This window comes from Mangrovactinospora gilvigrisea (assembly GCF_001879105.1).
Lineage (GTDB): Bacteria > Actinomycetota > Actinomycetes > Streptomycetales > Streptomycetaceae > Mangrovactinospora > Mangrovactinospora gilvigrisea.
On sequence record NZ_MLCF01000002.1, the window covers coordinates 288,776 to 313,105 of the forward strand.

General features: G+C 71.0%; 16 protein-coding genes. 9 read left to right on the top strand and 7 right to left on the bottom strand.

Annotated elements, in window-relative coordinates; genetic code table 11:
- Nucleotides 1–309 precede the first annotated feature (309 nt).
- Nucleotides 310–1,788 (bottom strand): DUF1214 domain-containing protein, encoded by a 1,479-nt coding sequence (locus tag BIV57_RS01330; RefSeq protein ID WP_071654690.1) that lies wholly within the window; start codon nt 1,786–1,788, stop codon nt 310–312.
- A 685-nt stretch (nt 1,789–2,473) separates the two neighbouring features.
- Between BIV57_RS01330 and BIV57_RS01335 the strand changes: the two genes are divergently transcribed.
- Nucleotides 2,474–4,687 (top strand): endo-beta-N-acetylglucosaminidase, encoded by a 2,214-nt coding sequence (locus tag BIV57_RS01335; RefSeq protein ID WP_071654691.1) that lies wholly within the window; start codon nt 2,474–2,476, stop codon nt 4,685–4,687.
- A 775-nt stretch (nt 4,688–5,462) separates the two neighbouring features.
- Here BIV57_RS01335 and BIV57_RS01340 read toward each other — a convergent pair.
- The 4 genes from BIV57_RS01340 to BIV57_RS01355 are packed head-to-tail and all read right to left on the bottom strand — an operon-like array spanning nt 5,463 to nt 9,974.
- Nucleotides 5,463–6,896: a sulfatase-like hydrolase/transferase gene (locus BIV57_RS01340; protein ID WP_071654692.1), complete on the bottom strand. Its 1,434-nt coding sequence runs from the start codon at nt 6,894–6,896 to the stop codon at nt 5,463–5,465.
- 22 nt (nt 6,897–6,918) lie between these two features.
- Entirely contained in the window at nt 6,919–7,803 is an 885-nt protein-coding gene (locus BIV57_RS01345) for a carbohydrate ABC transporter permease (RefSeq protein ID WP_079169917.1), read from the bottom strand.
- Nucleotides 7,793–8,710, bottom strand: coding sequence for a carbohydrate ABC transporter permease (locus tag BIV57_RS01350; protein ID WP_071654693.1), 918 nt, complete (start codon nt 8,708–8,710; stop codon nt 7,793–7,795). The genes BIV57_RS01345 and BIV57_RS01350 overlap by 11 nt, the downstream gene beginning before the upstream one ends.
- Nucleotides 8,703–9,974, bottom strand: coding sequence for an ABC transporter substrate-binding protein (locus BIV57_RS01355; protein ID WP_071654694.1), 1,272 nt, complete (start codon nt 9,972–9,974; stop codon nt 8,703–8,705). Before BIV57_RS01355 ends, BIV57_RS01350 begins: the two co-directional genes overlap by 8 nt.
- Before the next feature lie 121 nt (nt 9,975–10,095).
- Here BIV57_RS01355 and BIV57_RS01360 point away from each other — a divergent pair, with 121 nt between their 5' ends.
- Nucleotides 10,096–11,265 (top strand): ROK family transcriptional regulator, encoded by a 1,170-nt coding sequence (locus tag BIV57_RS01360; protein WP_071654695.1) that lies wholly within the window; start codon nt 10,096–10,098, stop codon nt 11,263–11,265.
- Nucleotides 11,266–11,481: 216 nt separating this feature from the next.
- Here the strand turns inward: BIV57_RS01360 and BIV57_RS01365 are convergent, their stop codons facing one another.
- Nucleotides 11,482–12,699 carry an ROK family transcriptional regulator gene (locus tag BIV57_RS01365; RefSeq protein ID WP_079169918.1) on the bottom strand — a complete coding sequence of 406 codons (1,218 nt, stop codon included), beginning with the start codon at nt 12,697–12,699 and terminating at the stop codon, nt 11,482–11,484.
- A 284-nt stretch (nt 12,700–12,983) separates the two neighbouring features.
- Here BIV57_RS01365 and BIV57_RS01370 point away from each other — a divergent pair, with 284 nt between their 5' ends.
- The 7 genes from BIV57_RS01370 (at nt 12,984) to BIV57_RS01400 (ending at nt 22,173) form a co-directional block, all read left to right on the top strand.
- On the top strand, nt 12,984–14,150 hold the full coding sequence (locus BIV57_RS01370) for a Gfo/Idh/MocA family protein (protein ID WP_071654696.1): 1,167 nt from the start codon (nt 12,984–12,986) through the stop codon (nt 14,148–14,150).
- A gap of 312 nt (nt 14,151–14,462) precedes the next feature.
- On the top strand, nt 14,463–16,115 hold the full coding sequence (locus tag BIV57_RS01375; RefSeq protein ID WP_245797369.1) for a type 2 periplasmic-binding domain-containing protein: 1,653 nt from the start codon (nt 14,463–14,465) through the stop codon (nt 16,113–16,115).
- A gap of 262 nt (nt 16,116–16,377) precedes the next feature.
- Complete coding sequence (locus tag BIV57_RS01380) at nt 16,378–17,472, top strand: ABC transporter permease (RefSeq protein WP_245797370.1); 1,095 nt, start codon at nt 16,378–16,380, stop codon at nt 17,470–17,472.
- Nucleotides 17,473–17,476: 4 nt separating this feature from the next.
- Nucleotides 17,477–18,415: an ABC transporter permease gene (locus BIV57_RS01385; RefSeq protein ID WP_071654697.1), complete on the top strand. Its 939-nt coding sequence runs from the start codon at nt 17,477–17,479 to the stop codon at nt 18,413–18,415.
- The gene (locus BIV57_RS01390; protein ID WP_071654698.1) at nt 18,412–19,419 is read left to right on the top strand and encodes an ABC transporter ATP-binding protein; all 1,008 of its coding nucleotides are present in this window, start codon (nt 18,412–18,414) and stop codon (nt 19,417–19,419) included. The genes BIV57_RS01385 and BIV57_RS01390 overlap by 4 nt, the downstream gene beginning before the upstream one ends.
- A complete protein-coding gene (locus BIV57_RS01395) occupies nt 19,412–20,509 on the top strand; it encodes an ABC transporter ATP-binding protein (protein ID WP_071654699.1) in 1,098 nt (365 codons plus the stop codon). The genes BIV57_RS01390 and BIV57_RS01395 overlap by 8 nt, the downstream gene beginning before the upstream one ends.
- Nucleotides 20,506–22,173: an ABC transporter substrate-binding protein gene (locus BIV57_RS01400; RefSeq protein WP_071654700.1), complete on the top strand. Its 1,668-nt coding sequence runs from the start codon at nt 20,506–20,508 to the stop codon at nt 22,171–22,173. Before BIV57_RS01395 ends, BIV57_RS01400 begins: the two co-directional genes overlap by 4 nt.
- Before the next feature lie 308 nt (nt 22,174–22,481).
- On the opposite strand, the gene BIV57_RS01405 is transcribed toward BIV57_RS01400, so the two are convergent.
- Complete coding sequence (locus BIV57_RS01405; RefSeq protein ID WP_079169919.1) at nt 22,482–23,606, bottom strand: PP2C family protein-serine/threonine phosphatase; 1,125 nt, start codon at nt 23,604–23,606, stop codon at nt 22,482–22,484.
- Nucleotides 23,607–24,330: the final 724 nt, after the last annotated feature.

The following is a 24,330-nucleotide window of genomic DNA, read 5'->3' on the forward strand; positions in this document are numbered from 1 at the left end:
GGGGCGTCGTGCGCTTCCTGCCTGGGTGACCTCGACATCGGGCTGCGACCGGGTGGACGGGGACAGCACGGACAGTCGACCGGCAAGCAGAGCGCCTGATCGTCGGCTCGGTGCGAGCCGATCTGCCGCAACGGGCTCCGACGTGGGCCTGTCGTGCTGGTCGGCCGTCACGGGATCCGGTCAGCGGCAACCCAGCAGGCCGCACTGGTCTCGCCAGGCGCGGCGCCGTTTCTCGGCGGGCTGGAGGCAAGTGGGGGCAGGTGGCGGCGGCGCAGGGTGGGGGGGCGGAACAGGGGCCGGGCGCGGGTGCTAGGCGGAGCCAGTCCTGGTGAAGTCGCCGGGCTTGTACTTCCGGTCGAAGAAGGCCTGCTCCGGGCCGTACCAGCGAATCAGGGAGAACCAGCCGCGGCCGGGCACGGTCTTGATCCAGTTGGCGGCGTCCTCCGGCCGCTCCGGGCCGATGTGGATCGTGATCGACTTGTCGTCGTTGAAGGCGATGGCGTTCATGCCATTGAGCGAGGAGAAGGTCTGCCCGTCGGCGTCGACCTCGGCGGCCGTCTCCGCGTCGTACAGCGTCAGCGACCAGAACAGCTTCGCCGGCGGGTCTGCCGGCAGGTCGATGCGGTAGGTGTGCTCACCGGTCAAAAGGTCGCCGGCGGCATCGCGGTAGCAGGCGGCGTACTTGGCGCCGAACCCGACGACCGAGCTGATCATGCCGGTGCTGATGGAGTAGTGGTTGACGAACATGTGCGCCTTGGCGTTCACATCGGTGTGGCCGGCGGCGCGGGTGCGGAACTCCTCGTCCAGCAGGGTGTGCCAGAAGTCGTCGGGGGCGGTCTTGGCGTGCGCCACCCAATGGCGGTCTTCCCACCACAGGGCGTCCGGTTCGGCGTCGAAGCCGGAGGCGATCGTCTTCGCGCTCTTCCACGCCGTCTGCGCGGCCGCCTGCAGGAGCTGCTGCTGGCGGGGGTCGGGGGCGAATGTGGTGCCCTTGGCGATGCCCAGAGCCGCAAGGACGCCGTGCATGTACGGGTCGACACCGTCGATCCGGTCCGCTTGGACGAAGGCGTTCAGGGTGTCGTAGAAGGTGGCGTCGCGAGGGAACAGGGCGTTCGCGGGGACCTCCGAGGCGTGCGCGAAGCGCATCGGCTCCGCCTCGCCGGAGAGCGGGTGCAGGCGGATGCCCTCGATGGAGGCGACACCGGGCGCCAGGTCGTCGACGGAGGAGAAGAAGCCCCGCAGCAGGAAGTAGATGTTGTTCGTACGGGAGCGGTAGACGAAGTACTCCTCCCACGCGCCCTCGGTCTCCGGCTCCGCCCCGTCGGGGACGATCAGGTAGCGGCCGCCCTTGCCGTGGTCGGGCCCGGGCAGACCGATGTCGCCGAGGTACTGCACGCCGCCGATCAGCGGTCCGGTCAGGGGCCGGTGCCAGAAGTCGTCGACCAGGCCCTGGATGCCGGGCGCGGCCTCGACCACCAGCGGCCCGGTCTCGGCGAGGTTGGCGAACGCCATGCCGTAGATGACGTCGCAGTTCGGCGTCGTGATCAGGGTGCGGGGCTTCAGGCGCTGCTCGAACACCGCCATCACGGAGTAGCCGCGGCCGAAGGCCTCCCCGAGGCCGTCGCGCATCGCGCAGGCGTTGACCGCCGGCAGCGCCCACAGGTAGGCCTGCACCGCCCGCTGGAAATACAGCTCGTCCGTCAGCGTACGCGCGGTCACGTCGGTGGGCTGCCCACCGTCGAAGGGCAGGGACGCCAGTTCCTGGTAGCGGTCGGCTTCGGTGGACATCGGTGAGGCACCTCGCGTCACGAGTTACGGTGAGTCAGAAACATATCAAATAGCACTCTATAGTTATTTAGTCCTATATCTGACGCCATGAAAGATCGTGTCGGGTCGCTGTATCGATGAAGGCTCCTGACCGGACCACCGAGGTTGCCTTGAGCTGGCAGTCGCGGCGTCGTGAGCGGCAGCGGTAGCCGCCACAGCGTTGTCTCGGCGACCACCACCGCGGCGGCTGCAGGTCTCCCGCGTGTCGCAGGAGGTCATGTCCCTTGGCCTTGGTTGCGGAATCCGGCGGGGCCGGATCTGTCGGCACTACGCCACCCGACAAGCGCACCCCGTTCGGCCTCGGGCAGCCGATGCAGGGATGTGCCGTTTACGTGCGGGCGAGTGCGATCGCGGAGAGCGCGGCAACCCGCTCCGGAACCGGCGCGCCGGAGCAACCATGGCGCCTGACGCGATCAGCTGCGAGGTCGCGATCCTGACCGGGCCCGGCCGCTGACCAAGGTCGGCCACAGGTGCGCACCTCGAGCCTCCTGTCGCAGCCCTACCAGCAGTCATCCATATCGGTGTCCGCCTCATGGCGTCGAACCGGCTGCCGCCGAAGCGACTTGAGAGACATTTTGGTCTAGACCTCCGATGTCCGTGCTGACTAAGTTGGGCGCTTCCCGCTCCGTGGACCACTGGAGACCAGATGGACGCTCCGCAGCCACCCCGCCATCCGTTCACCGTCAGCCGCAGAAGCTTCCTGGCCGCGGCTGGCGTCTCGCTTGCCGCCACCGCCGCACCGATGAGCCGCGCCGCCGCGGCCGCTGACGCCCCGTCCGCGGGCCCTGCGGACGCGGCGTCGGCCCCGGTATTCCCGCCGGCCCTCACCGTCCTGCAGCCCAAGACGACCGCCACCGTCCAGCAACTGCTCGACTACGATCCCGCGGCCGACCCCTTCGCCCGCTATCTGCGCAGCCGGGTGCCGCTCGCCCACCGCGCCGACACCGACCGCGCCACCCAGGCCGACCCCGCGCTGGACCCGCGCACCCGGGTCATCAACCTCGACTTCTTCTACGGCGAGTCGGTGGCCGGCTCGCCGAGCGTCCGCACCACCCGCTACGGCTTCGACCAGCACCCGTTCATCAGCCGCTTCCAGCAGTACACGGACATCCGCTGCGGCTGGTCGAGCACCGGCAACCTGCCCAACCCCGGTTACGTCGACGCCGCGCACCGCAACGGGGCCCTGGCCGTCGGCACCGTCTTCCAGCCCTACTTCTCCGCGACCTCCGGCGGCGACCCGGACTTCCTCGCCCAGGACGCGGACGGCTCGTACCGGGTCGGCGACAAACTCGTCGACCTCGCCGCCTACTTCGGCTTCGACGGCTACTTCCTCAACATCGAGGGCATGACGATCACCGACGGCCAGGCCGCCGACCTCGCCGCGATGCTCGACGCCATGCACGCCCGGGCCCGCGCCAAGAACCTGCCCGCCTTCCACCTGCAGATCTACGACGCCCTGTGGACCGACGGCACCGGCGAGTACGAGAACCGGGTCGACGAGCACAACATCGGCTGGATCAAGCCGGGCCACCTCGCCGACAGCATCTTCGTCAACTACGCCTGGCCCAAGAACATCCCCGCGACCTCCTCCTACCACCACGACGCCGACTACGTCACGCCCTCGGTCGCGCTGGCCAGGGAGCACGGCCTCGACCCGTTCGAGACCGTCTACTTCGGCCTGGACATCCAGGAGGAGAACGACGGACGGCATCTGAACGCGCTGGACTCCTTCGCCGGCGAAGTGGTGCCGCTCAACGGCGACGGCGAGGCGGTGGCGAGCCTGGCGCTGTTCGTCCCGTCGTCGCGGATCGCACAGCGCACCCGCGCCCAGCTCGGCGGCGAGGCGACCGACCCGGCCGTCCTCCGCCCGGCGCTGGACGCCGCCGACCGCAGGTTCTGGTCGGGCGCGGCCGGCAACCCCGCGGTGCCGGCCGTCCCCGTCGACCCCACCCCCGTCGAGGCCGCGGCGGTCGACTACGTGCCGGCCTACGGCATGGCCGACTTCGTCCCGGAGCGCTCGGTGATCGGCGACGTGCCGTTCACCACCCGCTTCAACACCGGCCAGGGCGACGGCTTCCGCCTCGCCGGCGCCGCCGCCGGCACACGCAGCTGGTACCACATCGGCATCCAGGACGTGCTGCCCAGCTGGCAGTGGTGGACCCGGGACGCGAGGAGCGGGGAGACCGGCGCCGCCGGGCTGCTGGCCGCCGACTACGAGGCCGGCGCGGCCTGGGACGGCGGCTCCTGCCTGCGGATCGAGGGCACGCTGGGCGGATCGCGCGCCACCGAGGTGCGGCTGTACCGCACGGCGGTGGACGCCGGCCGCCCGCTTCAGCTGTCGCTGCTGGTGCAGGACGTCACCCGGGGTGCGGGGGCCCGGCTGCGGTGCGGCCTCTCCTACGGCGATGCGCCCGGGCGCACCGAGTGGCTGAGCCCGGCCGGGGCGGCGGTGGACGCCGGCAACGGCTGGCGGCGCGTCACCTTCCGCCCCCGGCCGCGGCCCGGGGCGCTGGTCACGGCGCTGTCGGTGGGCGCGTTCGGGACGGGGGCGGCGGCGGACTACGCGGTGCGGATCGGCGAACTGCGCATGCTGGACGGCGCGCTGGGCCGCCCGCCGGCGCGCCCGTCGGGCTTCCGCGTGGACGCCTCCACGGCGGAGGCGGTCGGGCTGGTCTGGGACGGCGCGGCGTCCGGCGTCTGGTACTACGACGTCCGCACGGTGGCGGCGAAGCCGCGGTGGCTGGGCCGCATCAGCGGCGACGCGGTCGTCGTCGAGGCCCTCCCGTCGAGCACGAGGCTGGCGCTGGTCGCCGTGGGCTTCAACGGCGCGGAAAGCGCGCCCGCGATCTTGACGGTCTGACGAACGTGGGCGCGGGGCTCCTGCCGAGTGACGGGCCGCCGGTGCTCACGCACGCGCGGTGGAGCCGCAGCCTGGAAGGTCGCCGCGCACCGGCGGGGTGCCGGCCGAGCGGCATGCCAAGGGTGGGCGCCGTGGCGCCGCCCGTGGGCCCAGCTGGTTGTGGCGTCGATGATGGTGCCGGGTCCGCGACGCCCGAATCGTCGTTGGTGCCGAACCTGATCGGCAGGAGCACCCGGGCCGGGTACCAGTTGGTGCGCCTGCCAACGACTTCCAGCTCCGGGTTCGCCGTCCGGCGCAGCTGACCGGGCGTCGGCTGCAGGGGCAGCCTGGTGACCTTCACCACCAGGCTGCCGCTGTGCGCTTCGACGGATGATGCTGCCTCCCAGCAGCTGAGCGGCGCATGCCTGAGGCACCGGCTTGGCCCGAGCGGCCAGCACCTTGTCACGGGCTGCCTCGAGCGCGCTCGCGATCAACAGCACTACGGCCGAGACGTCGACCAGCGTCAGCCCGCGGAAACCGAGCCCAAGACGCGAACCGGGCAGCGCCGCCTCCCCCAGCTTCAGCTTTCTCGGCGACAAGGTCGACCATCGGCCCAACAGCACCCAGCGCACTCTCTGATCCCCTACGACAGGACGCCAGTCCCGGGTTGTATGCCATCCGCCCCCACCCGGACCGGCACGTGTCATTCCTCCAGCGCGACTGCTGTCCTGGGCCCGCAGTGCTTGACCCCGGGTTGGTGGCGCGTGCGCAGGGGCCCGGGTGCGAGGCCCTCGGGTCAGCGGGGTTTTAGTGCTCCGTCTTCACCGGGGTGTTGCTGGTAGGTCTCGGCGTCCGATCGACCGCGCGAGAGCGGGTGGATCTGGCCCAAGCCCGTGACCAGGTGGTGGTATGCGGACATGCCCTCGCGTTCGTGGCGGGCGAACCAGTCGTGCAGGGCGGCAGCCAGATCCTGCTGCGTGCCTCGGGCCCCGGTGGTGTCGAAGAGGTTGTCGCGCTCCTTTGGATCGTTGCGGTGGTCGTACAACTCGCCGGGTCCGTCGGAGCGCACCACCAGTTTCCACCGCCCGTCGGTGATCATCCGTCCCTGGCCGTACTCGGCCAGCACCACGACCGTTTCCGGCTGCCGGCGCGGGGTGCCGCGCAGCAGGTCGGCGAATGAGGCGCTGACGCCCCACTGGTCGCCGGGAGGAACGACGCCAGCCAGTTCGCAGACGGTGGCGTGCCAGGAGGCGGCGCTGATCAGACGGTCGCTCACGCCGGTCGCCCCGTGCGGGACCCGGGCCACGGCGGGGACGCGCACCGAGTTGTCCCAGAAGTTGAGGGGGAAGGTGCCGTTACCTTTGCCCCAGATGCCGTGGTGGCCGCAGGAGAAGCCGTTGTCGGCGGTGTAGAGCAGCACGGTGGACTCCCACACGCCCTGCGCCTCCAGCTCCGCCCGCAGCGCGGCTAGCCCGTCGTCGACGGCCGTCAGCGAGGCGCAGTAGCCGGCCAGATGCGGCTCGGGGTCGGCGAAGGCTGCCTGGAAGTGCGTGCGGCGCGGGTCGGTCCAGGGGTGGCGGGGTTCTCGGGGCACGGAGGGGAAGGCGCAGCCGGCGTAGCGGTCGAGGTATTCGGCCGGGTGGTTGTCGATCCACGGGTCGTGCGGGGCCGTGTAGTTGACCTGCAGGTAGAACGGGCGGCTGCGGTCGCGGTCGCGCAGGAAGCCGACGGCGTTGCCGGTGATGGCGTGGGTGAGGTACCCCTCCTGATCGACGGGTCTGCCGTCCTGCCACACGGGTGCGCCGTAGTAGGGTCCGCCGCCGAAGCGGTGGGCGTACCAGCGGGTGAAGCCGGGAGCGGGCCACTGGGAGTGGCCCACATGCCACTTACCGCTCATCATGCACTCGTAGCCGGCGCCGGCCAGGACCTCGGGGGTGGTGGGCTGTCCGTCCAGGTAGTGGTCGGGCTTGGCGTCCGGGTGGCGCTCGCCGACGAGCCAGTCGTGCACGCCGTGCGCGGAGGGCATCCGCCCGGTCATCAGAGAGGCGCGGGCCGGGGAACACACCGGTGAGGCGCAGTAGAACTGGTCGAGTTCCAGAGCGTCGTGCTGCAGGCGGGCCAGGTGGGGCATCTGCAGTTCGGGCATGCGCCGGGGCATGGCCCAGCGGCCCTGGTCGTCGGTGAGGATCACCACGAAGTTCAGCGGCGGGGCGGTCGCCTCGTCGGGCATTGCTGCTCCTTGCGTGCGGGGTCTACTGCTTCACGGCGCCGGCGGAAATGCCGTCGCGGAAGTAGCGCTGGGAGAACAGGAAGATGGCCAGGACCGGCAGCGACATCAGCAGGACCACGCCCATCAGCAGGTTCCACTGGGTGCTGTTTTGCTGGTAGAAGACGGTCAGGCCGAGCTGGAGGGTCTGCATCTGGTTGGAGCGGACGGTGATCAGCGGCCACAGGAAGTCGTTCCACGCCGATTGGAAGGCCAGCACCGTGACGACCGCGACGGCCGGGAGCGTCAGCGGCGTGTAGATCCGGGCGAAAATCATTACTTCGGAGGCGCCGTCCACGCGTGCGGCCTGCCCCAACTCGCCGGGCAGGTCCCGGTAGAACTGGCGCATCAAGAAGATGGCGAGCGCCGAGCCCAGGTGCGGAAGCATCAGGGTGGCGTAGCTGTCGAGCATGCCCTCGCCGCCGGAGCCGAACTGGTTGTTGCCGGCCAGGAAGGGCACATGAGTGACCATCACGAACAGCGGCACCATGACGATCTCGGGCGGGACCACCAGCAGGCCGATCAGCAGCGCCATGACGGTGCGGGCGCTCTTCAGGGGGAGGCGGGCCAGGGCGTAGCCGGCCATGCACGACAGCACCACCTGGCTGGCCGACGCGACCACGGTGACGAAGGCGGAGTTGAGGAAGAAGCGGCCGAAGTCGGCGGCCGCCAGGGCGGTGCGGAAGTTGCCGAACGCAAGGTGGGAGGGCAGCACGGTGGTCGACTGCCCGTCGGGGGTGAGCGAGACCAGGACGATGTAGAGCATCGGCACCAGGTACAGCGCTGTCAGCAGCAGGGCGATGGCATGGCGTCCCGCGGCTGCGCCGCGGCGCAAGGCGCGGGCGCGCCGGAACGTGGGGTCAGTGGGCATGCCGCAGCCTCCTGGCGTTGAGCTGCTGCTTGATCCGCACGGGCACGGCGACGACGGCGACAGCCAGGAACAGCAGCACCGCCACGGCGCACGCCCGGCCGAAGTCCAGCGAGGTGAACGCGGCGTCGTAGAGGGAGTAGACGATCGTGCGGGTGGAGTTGACGGGCCCGCCCTGGGTCATCACGTAGGACTGGGTGAACATCTGCAGACCGCCGAGGAACCAGGTGACGGCGACGAAGAACAGGGTGGAGGACATCTGCGGGACGATGACGTGGGCCAGGCGCCGCCACCAGCCTGCGCCGTCCAGTTGCGCGGCCTCGATCAGATCGCCGGGGACGGCCTTCAGCCCCGCCAAAATGATGATCATGAAGTAGCCCATGTTGCGCCACAGCGACATCGCGATGATCGCGGGCATCGCCAGGTGCGTGCTGGTCAGGAAGTTCAGTGGGGACAGTCCCAGTGCGCGCAGGATGGCGTCCAGCGGCCCGTTGGCCGGGTCGTACAGGAAGGACCACAGCAGGGCGACAGTCACGTACGACATCGCCTGGGGCAGGTAGATGACGGTGCGCATCGCGGCGCCGCCGGCGAGGCGGCGGTTGAAGAGCATCGCGGTGAAGAAGGCCGCCACGATGCCGATGAGGACCTGGCCGACGGCGAAGTAGAGCGTGCTGAGCACGGAGGTGCCGAAGACCGGGTCGGTCAGCAGGGTGCGGTAGTTGTCCAGGCCCACCCACCGCGGCCGGGTGATCATGTCGTAGCGGGTGAAGGACAGCACGATCGCGAACAGCAGGGGGATCACGACGGTCAGCGCAAGGACCGCCAGCGCGGGCGCGGCGAGCAGCCGCGCCGCCCGGCGCTGCCCCGCCTCGAGGTCCAGGGACGCACTGCGCCCGGATGCCTTACGCATACAGGGCGTCCACCTTGGTGTCGATGGCCTTCAGGGTGTCGGCGACGGAGACCGATCCGCGCACCGCGGGCTCCAGCAGGGCCTGGACCACGGGTCCGAGCTGCATCATCACGGGATTGACGGGCTGTGAGACGGCGTGGTCGGCGTTGGCGAGCACCTGCCGGGCCATGGGCGTCAGCCACGGGGCCGCCTCGAGGTCGCTGCGGGCGGGCAGGCTTCCGCTCAGCCGGGCGAGGGCATCCAGCTGCCGCGCGCCGGCGAGGTGGGTGAGCAGCTGCCAGGCACCGTCGGGGTTCTTGGTGTTGTGGGCGATGGCCAGCTTGTCGATCCAGGCGATTGGGGTCGGCCGGGCGCCCGGATGGGGTGCGAGGGCCGGGCCCGCGACGATGTGTGCGGCGACGTGCGGCGCGTTGCTCTGGGCGTTTTGCTGCGCGGCCCAGCCGTTGAGCGTCATGGCGGAGGCTCCGCTGGTCAGCGGGGCGGGGCCGTTGCCGGTGTAGACCTGGTTCACGTCGGCCAGTCCGTCGTGGAAGGTGGCGACCAGAAAGCCCAGGGCCTGGTGGCCGGCTTCGGAGTCGAATGCGGCCTTGCCGCCGGAGTCCCAGTAGCGGCCGCCGGCCTGGAGGAAGAGTTGGGCGAAGGTCTGCTGCAGGCCGATGGACTTGTCGACGTTCCAGAAGATCGGTGTGGTCATGCCGCGGCGGGCCTTCAACCGCTGGGCCGCGGCGCGGAATTGCGCCCAGGTGGTCGGCAGGGCGGTGATGCCGGCCGCCCGCAGGAGGTCCTGGCGGTACACGCCGGTGCGCACGTCCATGGTGACCGGGAGCGCGTAGTTGCGGCCCCGGTAGGCGCCGTCGGACAGTCCGGCCGGATGGAACCGGCTGGTGTCGGGCCATCGCCTGAGGCGTTCGGTGAGGTCGAGCATGACGTGCTTGGCGGCCAGCGCGGCGGTCCAGATGCCCCCGACCATGAAGACGTCGGCGAGCGAGTTGGAGGCCGCGCCGGTGGTCACCTTCTGGAAGGCCGACCCCCAGTCGGAGTTCTGCAGCTCGACCCTCAGGCCGGTCGCGGCATGGAAGGCGGGCAGCACGGCGGCATTGAGATGGGTCATCAGCTGGGGAGTCGCCCCCAGGATCATCAGGCGCAGCTTGGAGCGGGAGGGCGGGTCGGGCGAGGTGCACCCGGATGCGAGCGGCCAGGCGGCGGCTGCCGCCGCGGTGTGGATCAGTGTTCGCCGGGAGGTGGTGCCGGAAGCAGCGCTCATCCTCGGGTCCTGTCCTGTGGAGTTCGGCCGACTTAGTAAACGCATGTAATTTTGTAGCAGCGGCAGGATGGGGGGACAAGAGGTTGCCGGGCACCAAGAGGAATCCGAGGAGGGGAGTGCGATGACCGAGGCCCTGTCGCAGCGGGAGATGCGCTCGCACAACCAGCTGCTGGTGCTGCGCTGCCTGCGCGACCACGGCCCGATGTCCCGGGCACAGCTGAGCGACCGGCTGGGCCTCACCCGCCCCGGCGTGGGGCGCATCGTGGCCGGCCTGGTCGAGGACCGGGTCCTGACGGATGCCCAGGCCGCCCCGGCCGGCGGCATGGGCCGCCCCCATGTCCTGCTCGACCTCGACCCCGCGCACTGGGCGGCAGTCGGAATCGATATGCGCGTGGACCGTACCCGCGTCGCCGCGACCGACCTGCGCGGCCGCATCCTCGCCGAGGAGGTCTTCGACTTTTCCGCCCCGCCCCGCCCCGACGAGGCCGCCCAGGCCCTGTACCGCTCCTACCGGCGCCTCACCGCCCGCATCGGCCACGAGGTGGGCGGCGTCGCCGTCGCCCTGCCCGCCCAGTTCTCCCCCGACCGCCGCACCGTCCTGTCCGCCTACTTCGGCTGGCGGGACGCGCCGTTCGCCGACCTGCTCGAACCACTGCTGGGAGAGGTGCCCGTCGCCTACCGGCAGATCCCCGAGTGCGCTGCAGTGGCCAACTGCCGAGACCCGGCCGTCGGCGACGCCGACCGGCTGCTGCACCTGCAGGTCGGCCTCGCCACCGGAATCTCCCTGACCAGCGGCCGCGACCTGGAGGCCCGGCTGCCTGCCAGCTGGGGCGCGGCCGGCCACATGCTCCTGGGCGATCTCGCCGACCGCTGCCGCTGCGGCCGCCGCGGCTGCCTGGACGCATCCGTCGGCTTCGGCACCTTCCGCAGTGCCACCGAGGACTGCGGCGTGGCCTTCGGCGACGGCCCGCACGCCCAGCACCAGTACGCGGCCGCCGTCGGCGCCCTCGCCGCCACCGACCCGGTCGCCCGCACGGCCATCGAGCGCCTCGCGGACGTACTGGCCCGCGCACTGACGGTCCTGACGGACCTTCAAGCGCCGCAGGCCGTCACGCTCGGCGGCTACCCGCTGGCCATCGGGGCCCCGCTCAAAGCCGCCTTGGACCGCGCCCTGCGTCAATGGTTCCCGGACACGTCCCCGCTGGTCTGGACGGGCCTCGGCGACCGGGCGTCCTCGCGCGGCGCGATCCTGGTCGCCATCGACCAGGCGCTCAGGCGGGCGAGCGGCTGAACGGACGCACGCGCCGCGCCGTCCGGCCCTGCGGGCCGCCGCCGACCGTCGAGCCGAGCATGCCGTTCACCACCGTGCGCACCTCGGGCGCGCCGGTCCGGCGCGGTCCTTCAAGCCGTCGGCAAGGACAGGACTGCTCCCGTCGGCGGAGCTTTCTCCGGCCGGACCGCCGGGCGCGCTGCTGGGCTCGGCCGCTCCGCACGGCAGCGCGTCGGCTCAGCGTGCCTGCAGGTTGGCAACGCTCAGGGGTTCGCTGCCCCGTTCCAAGGCGGCGACCGCGCCCAGGGCTCCGGCGTCGTCGTCGAGTTCGGCGGCGCGGACCTCGGGGGGCTCCCCCACCGAGGCCAGGCAGTGCACCCGCACCAGCGAGCGGATGCGGGCGAGGAAGTCCCGGTCCAGCCCGGCCAGCGGTCCACCGACGATGACCTGGTCGGGGTCGAACACGGCCGCCAGGCGCGCCAGGTGGGCGCCCAGCAGGTCGGCCGCGCCGGTGACGGCGCGACAGGCCGCCGGGTCCTCGGCACGCACCGCCCGGACCAGGTCGGCGGCATCCGCGACGGTCAACCCGTTCTCCCGGCACTGCTCCAGCAGCGCCGGGATGGCGGTGTAGGTCTCCAGGCAGCCGGATCCGCCGCAGTAGCACGGCGGCCCCGCCGGGTCGGCGACCAGGTGCCCCAGTTCGCCTGCGGCACCCCGGCGACCGGTCAGCAGGCGCCCCTGGCAGACGATTCCCCCGCCGACCGCGTCGGAGACGCGGATGTAGAGGACGTTCTCGGCGCCCCGTGCCCCTCCCCACAGGGCCTCGCCGAGGGCGGCGTAGCGGGTGTTGTTCCCGACGGCGGTCGGTGCGCCGAAGGCTTCGCCGATGCGGTCTTGGACCCGGCGCAGTTGTCGGATCCGGGTGTCCTCGCCGAGGATGCGGCCCCGCTCGTCCAGGTGCACCGGACCGGGCAGGCCGATGCCGATGCCGCGCGGGGCAGCGGCGGAAAGGTCGTGGTCCGCCGCGACCTTCCGGATGAGGCCGATGGCCGCGTCGGTGCGCCTGTTCCAGTGCGGCAGCGGGGGCAGTTGCCGGGTGCCGGTGGCCAGCCGGCGCCCGGCGGTGTCGACGAACGCCACATGGACCCGGCTCCGCCCGATGTCCAGGCCGATGCGCACAGCGCCGCGCGGATTGGCGGTGATGCGGGTGGCGCGTCGGCCCCGGCTTCCGGGGACGGCCGAGCCGGGGACTTCGAGGACTGCGCCGTCGGCAAGCAGGTCGCCCACGATCGTGTACAGGGTGCTGCGGGACAGGCCGGTGTGCTCGGCGAGTTCGGCCCGGCTCAGTCCGCCGGGGCGGGCGAGGGCGGCCAGCACCGTGTCCTGGTGGCTGCGGCGCAGGCGCTTGAGCGCGGCGCCGCGGCCGTCTCCGCGCGGATCGTCCATGGGCGGCATGCGCCTACTGTGCCAGGCCCGGAGGGCAACCCGGACCGCTCGGCGCCTGATTCGGGACCGGGGCAGCGCGGTTGCGGCAGGCGGGGTCGTGGGCTGCCCGGCCGAGCATTGCGGAGGGGGCCGGGCGCACCCGAGTCGCCGTGCACCTGACGACCGGCAGAAGGCCCCGCGGGGCCGCGCCGTCAATGGCCCACCGATATTTTCCCAAGCATTGACAGAATAGATTGGGCGGGCAGAGCATGGCGCACGTTGCCCGCCGCCAGCTGTCGATGAGGAGAAGTCACATGGCGTCAGAGGACCTCCGGTTGGCGATCGTCGGACTCGGACGGCGCTCGCACATCTTCCAGGACGAGCACCGGCCCGGATTCGGCGTCCGCATCGCCGCGGTGTGCGACCTGCTGCCCGAGCGACGCGAGGCGGCGCGCGCGAAGTTCGGTCCGGGGGTGCTTGCCACCGCCCGGCTCGAGGAGCTGCTCGCCGACGCCGAGGTGGACGCCGTCGGCATCTTCACCGAGGACTGGCGCCACGCCGAACCCGCGGTGCAGGCGCTGCACGCCGGCGTCCCGGTCTTCGTGGAGAAGCCCATGGCCATCACCGTCGCCGACTGCGACCGGATGCTGGCCGCCGCACGCGATACCGGCACCCCCCTGTACGTCGGGCACAACATGCGCCACATGCCGGTGGTCCGCCTGATGAAGCAGCTGATCGACGACGGTGCGATCGGCGAGGTCAAGGCCGTGTGGTGCCGCCACTTCGTCGGCTACGGCGGCGACTTCTACTTCAAGGACTGGCACGCCGAGCGCCGGAACGTCACCTCGCTGCTGCTGCAGAAGGGCGCGCACGACATCGACGTGATCCACCACCTGGCCGGAGCGCGGACCACGCGCACCACAGCCCTGGGCGGCCTCACCCTCTACGACCGCATCACCGACCGCCACGACGGCGGCGGCGTCAAGGAGACCAAGCGGGTGGACGCCGCCCACTGGCCGCCGCTGTCCCAGCGCGAGCTGAGCCCCAACCTGGACGTGGAGGACCTCAGCCACGTCAACCTGCTGCTGGACAACGGCGTACAGGCCACCTACCAGCAGTGCATGTACACCCCGGACTACTGGCGCAACTACACCGTGATCGGCACCGAGGGGCGGCTGGAGAACTTCGGCGACGGCCAGGGGGCGCACGTCAAGGTCTGGAACCAGCGCACCACCTACAACGGCGCCGGCGACCGCCGCATCGAGGTGCCCCCGGCCGAGGGCACGCACGGCGGCGCCGACCCGGCGATGGTGCGGGAGTACCTCCAGATCGTGCGCACCGGTGCCCGCCCCGGAATCTCCCCCGTCCAGGCGCGGGACGCCGTCGCCGCGGGCATCGCCGCCACCGAGTCGCTGCGCGACGGGGGCACTCCGCGCACCGTCCTTCCCGTCGCCGCCGAACTGGCCGCCCACTTCGACTGACGCCCCCGCCCGGCCGCCCGGCATCCGGCAGGGCAACGACCCGCACGGGCCAGCCAACGTCCGCGACGCGCTGCGCCGCGTGCTGAGCCTGCAGCCGCACCGCGAACGCCTCGATCGCGGCGGCGCGGTCCTCGCCCGGCGGACGGCCACCACCATCGACGTCGACGTCCCCCGCGCGCCACCTCCAAGCGCGACCACGACCCCCTCCAGCCGGTGGGGCACGGCGACCGATCACCGCGCACCGCACAGCCGTCTCTGCCCCATCGTCAGCCTCTCCTGCACCGCCTGCCCCGATCCCAGGGAGTACGCCCCGTGAACGCATCCACCACCACCAGCAGACCGGGACCCAATCGGCGGACCGTCCTGGCCGGCGCCGGCGCAACGGCGCTCGCCGGAGCGCTCTCGGCCTGCTCCGGCAGCACCCTGGGTGCCGACAAGGGCAGCGCCGCCAAGTCCGCCAAGCTCACCCTCCCCGCCTACGCCAAGGAGACGCTCGCCAAGCCGGACCTGTCCGCACCCGGCACCGACCCGGCCTACCTGCGCTACCCGTCCACCACCCCGCGCTCCACCAAGGGCACCCCCGGCGACGGCAAGAAGATCAACGCGATCACCAGCACCTGGTCGCTGATGCCTCCCGGCATGGCGTCCAACTCCTACTGGCAGGAGCTGAACAAGCGCCTCGGCTCGGTGCTGGCCATGGACGTGGTCAACGGCAACCTCGGCGACGGCTACGCCGGCAAGCTCGAGGCACTGATCGCCGCCGGCGACCTCGGCGACATGGTGTGGATCCCCACCAACGGCGGCGCCCTGTCCAAGCCTCTGCAGCTGATGCAGGCCAAGTTCCACGACCTCACCGGCTACCTGAGCGGCGACGCCGTCAAGGACTTCCCCAACCTCGCCAACCTGCCCACCTACTCCTGGAAGAGCGCCGTCATGGGCGGCGCCCTGTACGGACCCGTCGTCACCTACGGGCGGCTCGGCCAGGTCTACGTCGTCAACAGCAAGTTCTGGGAGCCGGTCGGCGGCATCGCCTTCAGCAGCGCCCAGGACTTTCTCGACAAGGGCAAGGACCTGCTGGACGCCAAGCGCAAGAAGTACGTCCTGGAGCCGGCGTACGTCAACCACGTCCACATGTTCGCCGAGTGGCACGGCGCCACCTCCGGCTGGCGCACCCACAACGGCAAGCTCCAGCACATGTTCGAACAGCCGGAGTACGCGGCCGCCATCGAGTTCGGCGCCAAGGTGTTCAAGGCCAACCTGTTTTGGCCGGACGCCAACGTCGCCGACGCCATCGACAAGGTCGCCGGCGGCCAGCAGCTCGGCGCCTACGTGCAGTCCTACCCCGGCTACCGGGTCGATTTGCAGACCCAGCCGTTCACCCTGGACGTCATCGTGCCGTTCGCCGCCACCCCCGGCGCCAAGCCGGTGTTCGACATGGGCACCGGGGCGCTCGGCTTCACCGCCATCCCCACCACGGTGCCCAAGGCGCGGATCAAGACGCTCCTGAACGTCCTGGACTACCTCGCCGCACCGTTCGGCTCCGAGGAGCGCAAGTTCCTCGACAACGGCATCGAGGGCCGCCACTACACGATGGGCCTCGGCGGAGCCATCAGGCCGACCGCCCTCGGCAAGGCCGAGGCCGTCACCACCGCCCAGCCCGTCGCCACCCTCTGCCAGGGCCCGGAGTACCTCTACGTCCCCGGCAACGACACCGCGCTGCGCCTGGCCTTCGCGACCCAAAAGAAGCTCCTCGCCATCGCGCAGACCAGCGCCTCGCTCGGCTACTACTCCGACACGGCCCTGTCGAAGAACGCCTCCCTGACCACGACGATGTACGACCTGGTCTCCGACATCGTCTCCGGCCGCAAGCCGATGTCGGCCTGGGCTCCGGCGGTCAAGCAGTGGCGCAGCGGCGGAGGCGACGCGATGCGCCATGAGTACGGGGACGCCATCGCCAAGGGTTGACGGCCGGCACCCCCTCTGGGGCGCTGTCGCTGTCGGGCCGGACACCAAGGCGACCGCCGTCAGAGGAGCCGACGCCGTTGCCCCGACCGCCCTCCACCCCGAGGCGCCCAGCACCTCCGGAAGACACCGGCACACCCCCTCTTCCCCCACCGCCGACCGGCCGGATGCCCCTGCCTGCTCGCGCCGCACCACAGTCGTTGCCCCTCGCCCCCAGCCACCGACCGCCCCCGCACCACCAGATCGAACCCTGGAGGTTATCCCCGTGCGGCCCGCCGCAGATCCGGATGCGATCCGGACAACCACCGATCCACCGCCGGCAGGAACGGCGCCGGGCCCGGCGCCGCGCAAGCGCCGCGGCGCACTGCGCTACTTCCGCCGCCGCCTGGGCTTCTACCTGTTCACCGCCTGGGCCGCGGTGTCGCTCAACTTCGTCCTGCCACGCTTCATGCCCGGCAACCCCGCCGACACCCTGCTGCGCGACCTGCAGGACCAGACCGGCCAGGCCCCCACTCCCGAGCAGGTGCACACCGCCCAGACCTTCTTCGGCGACCCCACCAAAGACCTGCTGGGGCAATACCTCGACTACTGGAAGAACCTGGCCCACTTCGACTTCGGGGTGTCGGTCACCAACTACCCCACCCCCGTCTCCCAGTTGGTGGGGCAGGCGCTGCCCTGGACGGTGCTGCTGGTGGGCACCACCACCGTGCTGGCCTGGGTGCTGGGGACCGCGTTGGGCGCCTACATGGGCTGGAAGCCCGGCTCCCGCTTCGATGCGATCTTCGCGCCGACCACCACCTTCCTGCACGCCGTCCCGCCCTTTTGGCTGTCGCTGGTGGCCCTGTGGGGCTTTTCCTACAAGCTCGGCTGGTTCCCGGTCGGCGGCGGCTACGACCCCAAGGTGCCCTTCTCCCTCAACAATGTGTGGTTCGTGCTCAGCGTGCTGAAGTACGGGGCGCTGCCGGCCTGCACGCTGGTGTTCGTCGGGTTCAACGGCTGGCTGTTCTCCATGCGCAACGTCATGGTCACCACCGTCAGCGAGGACTACGTGCTGCTGGCCCGCGCCAAGGGCCTTGCTGCCTGGCGGGTGCTGTTCAAGTACGCCGCCCGCAACGCCCTGCTGCCCAACATCACCGGCCTGGCCATGGCCATCGGCGGGATCCTCGGCGGCACGCTGATGACCGAGATGGTCTTCAGCTACCCCGGTCTGGGCCTGCTGCTGATGAAGGCCACCACCGGCCACGACTTCCCCGTCATGCAGGCCGTCTTCCTGATGATCACGCTGGCCGTGCTGGTCGCCAACCTGATCGCCGACTCCGTCTACGTCCTGCTGGATCCGCGCACCAGGGACGAGGGGTAGCACCATGCTCAACGGAATCCTGCGCAAGTGGAACGTCCGCATCGGCCTGGGCATCTTCGCGCTCGCCCTGCTGGTGGCGTTCCTGGGTCCCTGGGTGGCCCAGTCGCTCATCGGCTGGTCCGGGCACCAGGTCGACTACCACGCCATCGGCCGACCGCCCGGCCACGGCCACCTGCTGGGCACCAACACCGCCGGCAACGACGTGCTGGCCCAGACCGTGCTCGGCGCCCGCGGCTCGGTCTTCGTCGGCCTGGTCTCCGCCGTCCTGGCCACCGTGCTGGCCGCAGCCGTCGGCGTGCCGAGCGGCTTTGTCGGCGGCCGCTACGACCGGGTGATGACGGCCTTCACCAACGTCTTCCTCACCCTGCCCAGCTTCGCCCTCACCCTGATCGTCGCCGGCTACGTCCAGGGCGCGCCCTGGCTGATGATCGCCCTGATCATCGCCGTCTTCGAATGGCCCGGCGGCGCCCGCTACCTGCGCTCGCAGACCCTCTCGCTGCGCGGCCGCGACTTCACCGTCGCCATGCGGATGGTCGGCGAGACCCGCCTCCGCCTCGTCTTCTTCGAGGTGATGCCCCATCTGACCGGCATCATCTCGGCGATGTTCCTGCGCGCCATGGTGGCCGGGATCTTCGCCGAGGCGGGACTTGCGTTCCTGGGCATCGGCTCCACCGACACCATCAGCTGGGGAACGATGATCGCCGACGCGCACAGCCAGAGCGCCATCCTCAACGGCCAGTGGTGGTGGTTCGTGCCCCCGGGGCTGTGCATCGCGGTGCTCGGGATGGCCACCGCGCTGGTCAACTTCGGCATCGACGAGATCACCAACCCGCGGCTGAGCGCCGCCGGCCGACGCCTCGTCAAAAAGTTCCACGCCGCACGCGCCGCCGGCCGCCGCGCCGCCGGACCGGCTGCGGCCGAGACCGCCGGGAGGAGCACATGACCGACCCCGCCCTGCTTCAGGTCGACGGCCTCAGCGTCGACTACCTGACGCCCCAGGGATCCGCCCGGGCCTGCAGCGACATCTCCTTCACGCTGCGCCGCGGCGAGATCCTCGGCGTCGCCGGCGAGTCCGGATCCGGCAAGTCCACGCTGATCACCGCCCTGACCCGGCTGCAGCGGCCACCCGCGGTCACCTCGGCCGGCCGCATCGTCTACCACCCCGCAGACGGCGAGCCCGTCGACCTCGTCGCCCAGAGCGAACGCGCGCTGCGCCGCCGCCGCTGGCGGCAGCTGGCCATCGTGATGCAGTCGGCGATGGACTGCCTCAATCCCGTCATGCGCCTGGGCGCCCAGTTCACCGACGTACTGCGCACCCACGACCCCTCCTTGGACCGGGCCGCGGCCTGGCAGCGCGCCGGCGAGCTGGTGCGGATGGTGGGCATCGCCCCCGACCGGCTCCCCGCCTACCCGCACGAGCTATCCGGCGGCATGCGGCAGCGCTCGCTGATCGCCCTCGCCCTGGCCTGCGACCCCGACCTGGTGGTGATGGACGAACCCACCACCGCCGTCGACGTGGTGATGCAGCGCCAGATCCTCGCCCAGGTCCTCCGATTGCGCGAACGCTTCGGCTTCGCCGTCGTGTTCGTCACCCACGACCTGTCGCTGCTGCTGGAGCTCGCCGACCGGATCGCCATCATGTACGCCGGCCGCATCGTGGAGATCGGCTCCTCCGCCGACCTCTACCACCGCCCCAAGCACCCCTACACCAAGGGCCTGCGGGACTCCTTCCCGCCCCTGCACGCGCCGCTGCGCGAGCTGTCCGGCATCCCCGGCAGCCCGCCGGACCTGCGCGACCCCCTGCCGGGCTGCGCCTTCGGCCCTCGCTGCCCCCGCGCCCACGCCGCCTGCGAGCAGGCCGTCCCGCCGCTGCGCACCGTGGAAGCGCAGGACGTGGCGTGCGTGCTGTACGACCCGCAGAACCCGGAGGCGACCGCCCATGCCTGACACACCAGTTCCCGCCCCCCGCGGCACCTCCGACAGCGTTGCCCCGGTGCTGGAGGCCGTGGGGGTCAGCAAGCACTTCGAGGTCCGCAACCGCGGCGGCAACAACGCCGTGGTGCGCGCCGTGGAGAACGCCGGGATCGCCTTGCACCGGGGCCGGATCGTGGCGCTGGTCGGCGAGTCCGGCTCGGGCAAGACCACCGTCGCCCGGATCCTGGGCCGCTTCTACGCCCCCACCGAGGGGGAGATACGGCTGCACGGCCGCCCCGTGGCCGCCGGCGGGATCGCGCGGCGCGACTACTTCCGCAAGGTCCAGCTGATCTTCCAGGACCCCTTCGGGTCGCTCAACTCCCTGCACCGGGTGCGCTACACGCTGGGCCGGGCGCTGAAGCTGCACGGCCACGCCCGCAGCCGCCGCGAGGTCGAGGATGGCGTGATCGACCTGCTGCGGCGGGTCAACCTCACCCCGCCCGAGCAGTACCTGGACAAGTTCCCGCACGAGCTGTCCGGCGGGCAGCGCCAACGCGTGGTGATCGCCCGCGCGCTCGCCGTCCGCCCCGAGGTGCTGCTGGGCGACGAGCCCATCTCGATGCTGGACGTCTCCATCCGCCTGGACGTCCTCAACCTCCTCGCCAAGCTGCGCGACGAGGAGGGCCTGGCGCTGCTCTACATCACCCACGACATCGCCTCGGCCCGCTACCTGTGCGACGAGATCGACGTGATGTACGCCGGTCAGCTGGTCGAGGGGGGCCCCAAGGAAGCGGTCATCCAGAGCCCCAAGCACCCCTACACCCGGCTGCTGCTGGACTCCTCCCCCGATCCGGGGCGCTCGCTTGCGGCCGGGTCGGCGTCCGAGGGCCTGTTCACCGCCACCGGTGAGCTCGGGGAACCGCCCGACCCCGCCGATCCGCCCACCGGCTGCCGCTTCCACCCGCGCTGCCCGTTCGCCATGGACGAGTGCCGCGAATCCTTCCCCGAGCGCACCGAGTTCCCCGACGGCCAGTGGGTGCACTGCTGGCTGCACCAAAAGGGACGCGCCCATCTGCTGGCCCCCGCACCCCCCGCGCAATCCCTCAAGGAGACCCGACCGTGAGACGCTCCCCCCTGCCCGCGGCCCTGACCGCCCTGGCCCTTGCCGCGACCCTCGCCGCCTGCTCGACCAGCCGCGGCAGCTCCGGCTCGGATGCCTCGAACATCGACACGCTCAACATGACCGCCAGCTCGGCCACCTCCACCTTCGTCCGCAACTGGAACGGCTTTTCCCCCGCGACCGACAAGGCGCCCGGGACCAGCTTCTTCTACGAGCCGCTGATCCGCATCGACACCATGCACGCCAAGACCCCCGAGGGCTGGCTGGCCAAGTCCTTCGCCTGGAGCAACGCCGGCAAGACCCTCACCTTCCATCTGCGCCCCGGCGTCACCTGGTCCGACGGCAAGCCGTTCACCTCAGCCGACGTCAGGTACACCTTCGAGCTGCCGACCAAGACCCCCGGGCTGGCCGTGGTCCCGATCGGCTACCGGAGCCTTGCGACCCCCGACGCACACACCGTGGTCATCGACTTCGCCAAGCCCGCCTACCAAAAGCTCGCCACCTTCTCCACGCTCAACATCTATCCCCAGCACATCTGGGCCCACCACAACCCCAAGTCCTGGACCAACCCCGACCCGGTCGGCACCGGACCCGCGACGGTCTCCGGCTTCTCTCCGCAGCAGATCGCCCTGACGATGCGCAAGAACTACTGGGGCGGGCCCGGAAAGGGCGTCAAGAAGGTCGACATCAAGGCCTTCGCCACACCCGAGACGGCCAAGGCCATGGTCTTGAACAACCAACTGGACTGGACCTCGATCAACTGGCAGAGCGCCAAGAAGTACTTCACCTCCAAGGACCCGGCGCACAACCACTACTGGGTCTACCCCACCGGCGGCGACTCCGGACTGGACTACAACACCGGCAAGGCTCCCTTGGACGACGTCCACGTGCGCCGCGCGCTCAGCTACGCCGCCGACCCGCAAAAGCTGCTGCCGCTGGCGCCGACCGGCCAGGGCGTCGCCAATGTCACCGGTTACAGCGCCGCCGTCTACGGCTCCCTGATCGCCCCGGCCTACCGCAACCAGAAGGTCACCGCCGACCTGTCCAAGGCCAAGGCCGAGCTGGCCAAGGCCTCCTACAAGCTCAACAGCAGCGGCGTGTTCACCAAGGGCGGCAAGGCCTACCCGCTGACCATCAAGTCCGTCGCCGAGTACACCAACTGGCCGGTGTGGGCCGACGGGCTGGCCGAGCAGTGGAAGGAGGACCTGGGCCTGAAGGTCTCCGCGGTGCGTGTGCCGCTGGCGCAGATGACGCCGCAGCTGTCCAAGGGCGACTACGACATCGCCTGGGACTGGCAGGTCAACGGCAGCAGCGCCTGGGCCAGCGCCTTCGGCGTCCTGCACAGCGCCAACACCGCCCCGGAAGGCAAGCCGGCCCTCACCGACTACACCCGCTGGAACAACCCGACCACCGACCGCCTCCTCAACGCCTGGCAGAACACCAATCCCGCCGACCTGGCGGCCCAACAGAAGTACGCCTACCAGCTCCAGAAGATCACCGTCGACAACATGCCGTTCCGCCCCCTGGTCGACAACGGCTCCTTCGTCGTGGCCAGCTCCAAGAACTGGACCGGCTGGCCCAGCCCGGCCAACACCAACTACGTGCCCGGCCCCACCAGCGGCCCGGACACCACGATGACCGTCCTCAACCTCAAGCCGACCCGATGACATGACCCCGGCGGGTGCCGGGGCACGCCCCGGCATCCGCACCCTCCCTGACCCGCCTCGACCTCGGACCACGCTGTGCCGCAGCACCGACCGGCCAGTGTCCTGATCGCCTTCGCCGACCAGCTCCGGGCGGACGGTCCGGGTATGTCCGGCGGTCCCGTTGCCCGTAAGCCGGCGCTGGACCGGCTCGCCGCCGACGGGGTGCTGCACACTCGGGCGTCCGCCACCGCGTCGACCGGATGGCGCCGGTTCAGCAGCAGGGCGACGGCCACATCGGCGACCATGGCGCGGGTCTGGACGAGCGGAGCTCAGACCAGTCGGGTCAGGGCGAGGACGGCGATGTCGTCGGCATACCGGCCGGAAGTGTGCCGGGTGAGGTCGGCCAGGAGACACCGAACGAGCTGTTCCGGCTCGTGCGCCACGGGAAGCGCGGCAAGCCGGAGTGCGGGGTCGTAGAACTCCCCGGCGCTGTTGCGGGCCTCGCTGACTCCGTCGGTGTAGAGCAGCAGTGTTGTTCCAGCAGGTAAGGCCACCTCGTCCAGCACTGGTCCAGGCGTGTCGAGGGCCATGCCCAGCGGCAGCGCCGGGACGCTGGGGTGAAGCATGCGCACACGAGGAGCACCGACCTGCGAGGGTTGGAGCAACAAGGGCGCCGGGTGCCCGCAGTTGACCAATCGGACCGTCTTTCGGTCCTTGGGGATCTCGACCAGTACGGCTGTGGTGAAGCCCTCAACCTCATCCAGGCCGGCACGGCGTCCTCCCTCGCGCCGCAAGGTGTCCTCCAGTCGAGTTGCGACCGTGCGCAGGTCGCCTTCCTCGTCGGAGATCTCACGGAACGCGCCGACCACGACTGCTACCGCCTCCGCAGCCGCGATGCCCTTGCCGCGCACGTCTCCAACGATGCAGCGCACCCCGAACGGGGTCTCCTGCACGGCGTACAGGTCGCCCCCGATCTGGGTGTCGGTCAGCGCGGACCGGTAGCTGGCGGCCAGGCGCAGGCCGGCCAGCTCCGGCGGCGGCTGCGGCAGGACCGCGCGTTGGAGGGCGGCGGCCGCGGTGGATGCCGACCGGGCCCGGCTGTCGCTGCGTCGCACGATGGCATTGGTGAGCAGGGCGACAGCGGCGACGGTCGCCACTGTGGCGACCTCGCTGCTGTTGTCCAGCGGTTGGTGGTAGCCCAGCACGGCCATCTTCACGGCGTCGGCGCCGGTTGCGGCCAGGCCGATCAGCAGCGTTCCGCGGAAGGACAGAAGAGCGGCGGCGGACATGGCGGCTGCGGAGTACAGCGGGGCGCTGCTGAACTCCGGTGGGGTCAACACCTCCAACACGATCCCGCCCGCCAACAGGAGCGCCGGGAGCAGTCGGTAGGCCCAGGTGCGGCGACCGGAGCGGATCGGGACAGAGCCGGTGCCATCCGGGCGCACGTTCTCCATCGCCGACCTCCGTGTGTTGTGGCCGCCCGGTTTGGGTGCACCGTCGCAGGTTGGTGTCGGCCGACGCGAGCAGATCCTCCCCACGTTCGTGCGCACCGCTGCGGGTCGCCATTGCACGGGTGCCGGCAGGGTGACTGCTCAGGTGCAATGCGAGGGCGGGCCGCTGACGCCTTCGGGTCGTCCCGGGCGCCTGCACATAAGATCGGCTATCTGCGTCCGCGGCGCGTGGCTGGGAAGGCCCACCGTGCAGAGCGCCGCTCCTGCGCCGTCGCCGTCGGCGCTCCACCGCACGGGCCGTGCTCCTCATGTGCTTCCCGGGGCGACGGCAGGGTGGGCCGGATGCCGTCCGCGGCGCTCCGCGGCAGGCCGCATCCACGGACGCTGCCGTCTGCCGATGGCGACCGGATGTGCAGATCGGGCGGGGTCCCGTGCGCCGAGACGGCTCCCCCCGACGCCACCCACATCTGTCGCCTCGGGTGGCGGGTCGTCGGCATCGAGTCGACCGACTCCGGGATGGTGAAAATCTACCAGCGATGGCTACCCCTGCCAATCAACAGCCTGCTGCTTTCCTCCTACGGTTGATTACGTGAAACCACTTGAAGGCGGAACCCGGCAGCGCGTGATGGTGCTGTACCTGAACGGCGCCGCGCTCGACGCTGGCGTCGTCGGCTGGACGTTCTACGACGGCACCACAACCGACAGCATCGCGACCGGCGACGGAGAC

Bases quoted from the DNA above. Each gene is read 5' to 3' on its own strand.
- BIV57_RS01330 (WP_071654690.1), bottom strand. From the start codon at position 1,788: ATGTCCACCGAAGCCGACCGCTACCAGGAACTGGCGTCCCTGCCCTTC.
- BIV57_RS01335 (WP_071654691.1), top strand. From the start codon at position 2,474: ATGGACGCTCCGCAGCCACCCCGCCATCCGTTCACCGTCAGCCGCAGA.
- BIV57_RS01340 (WP_071654692.1), bottom strand. From the start codon at position 6,896: ATGCCCGACGAGGCGACCGCCCCGCCGCTGAACTTCGTGGTGATCCTC.
- BIV57_RS01345 (WP_079169917.1), bottom strand. From the start codon at position 7,803: ATGCCCACTGACCCCACGTTCCGGCGCGCCCGCGCCTTGCGCCGCGGC.
- BIV57_RS01350 (WP_071654693.1), bottom strand. From the start codon at position 8,710: ATGCGTAAGGCATCCGGGCGCAGTGCGTCCCTGGACCTCGAGGCGGGG.
- BIV57_RS01355 (WP_071654694.1), bottom strand. From the start codon at position 9,974: ATGAGCGCTGCTTCCGGCACCACCTCCCGGCGAACACTGATCCACACC.
- BIV57_RS01360 (WP_071654695.1), top strand. From the start codon at position 10,096: ATGACCGAGGCCCTGTCGCAGCGGGAGATGCGCTCGCACAACCAGCTG.
- BIV57_RS01365 (WP_079169918.1), bottom strand. From the start codon at position 12,699: ATGCCGCCCATGGACGATCCGCGCGGAGACGGCCGCGGCGCCGCGCTC.
- BIV57_RS01370 (WP_071654696.1), top strand. From the start codon at position 12,984: ATGGCGTCAGAGGACCTCCGGTTGGCGATCGTCGGACTCGGACGGCGC.
- BIV57_RS01385 (WP_071654697.1), top strand. From the start codon at position 17,477: ATGCTCAACGGAATCCTGCGCAAGTGGAACGTCCGCATCGGCCTGGGC.
- BIV57_RS01390 (WP_071654698.1), top strand. From the start codon at position 18,412: ATGACCGACCCCGCCCTGCTTCAGGTCGACGGCCTCAGCGTCGACTAC.
- BIV57_RS01395 (WP_071654699.1), top strand. From the start codon at position 19,412: ATGCCTGACACACCAGTTCCCGCCCCCCGCGGCACCTCCGACAGCGTT.
- BIV57_RS01405 (WP_079169919.1), bottom strand. From the start codon at position 23,606: ATGGAGAACGTGCGCCCGGATGGCACCGGCTCTGTCCCGATCCGCTCC.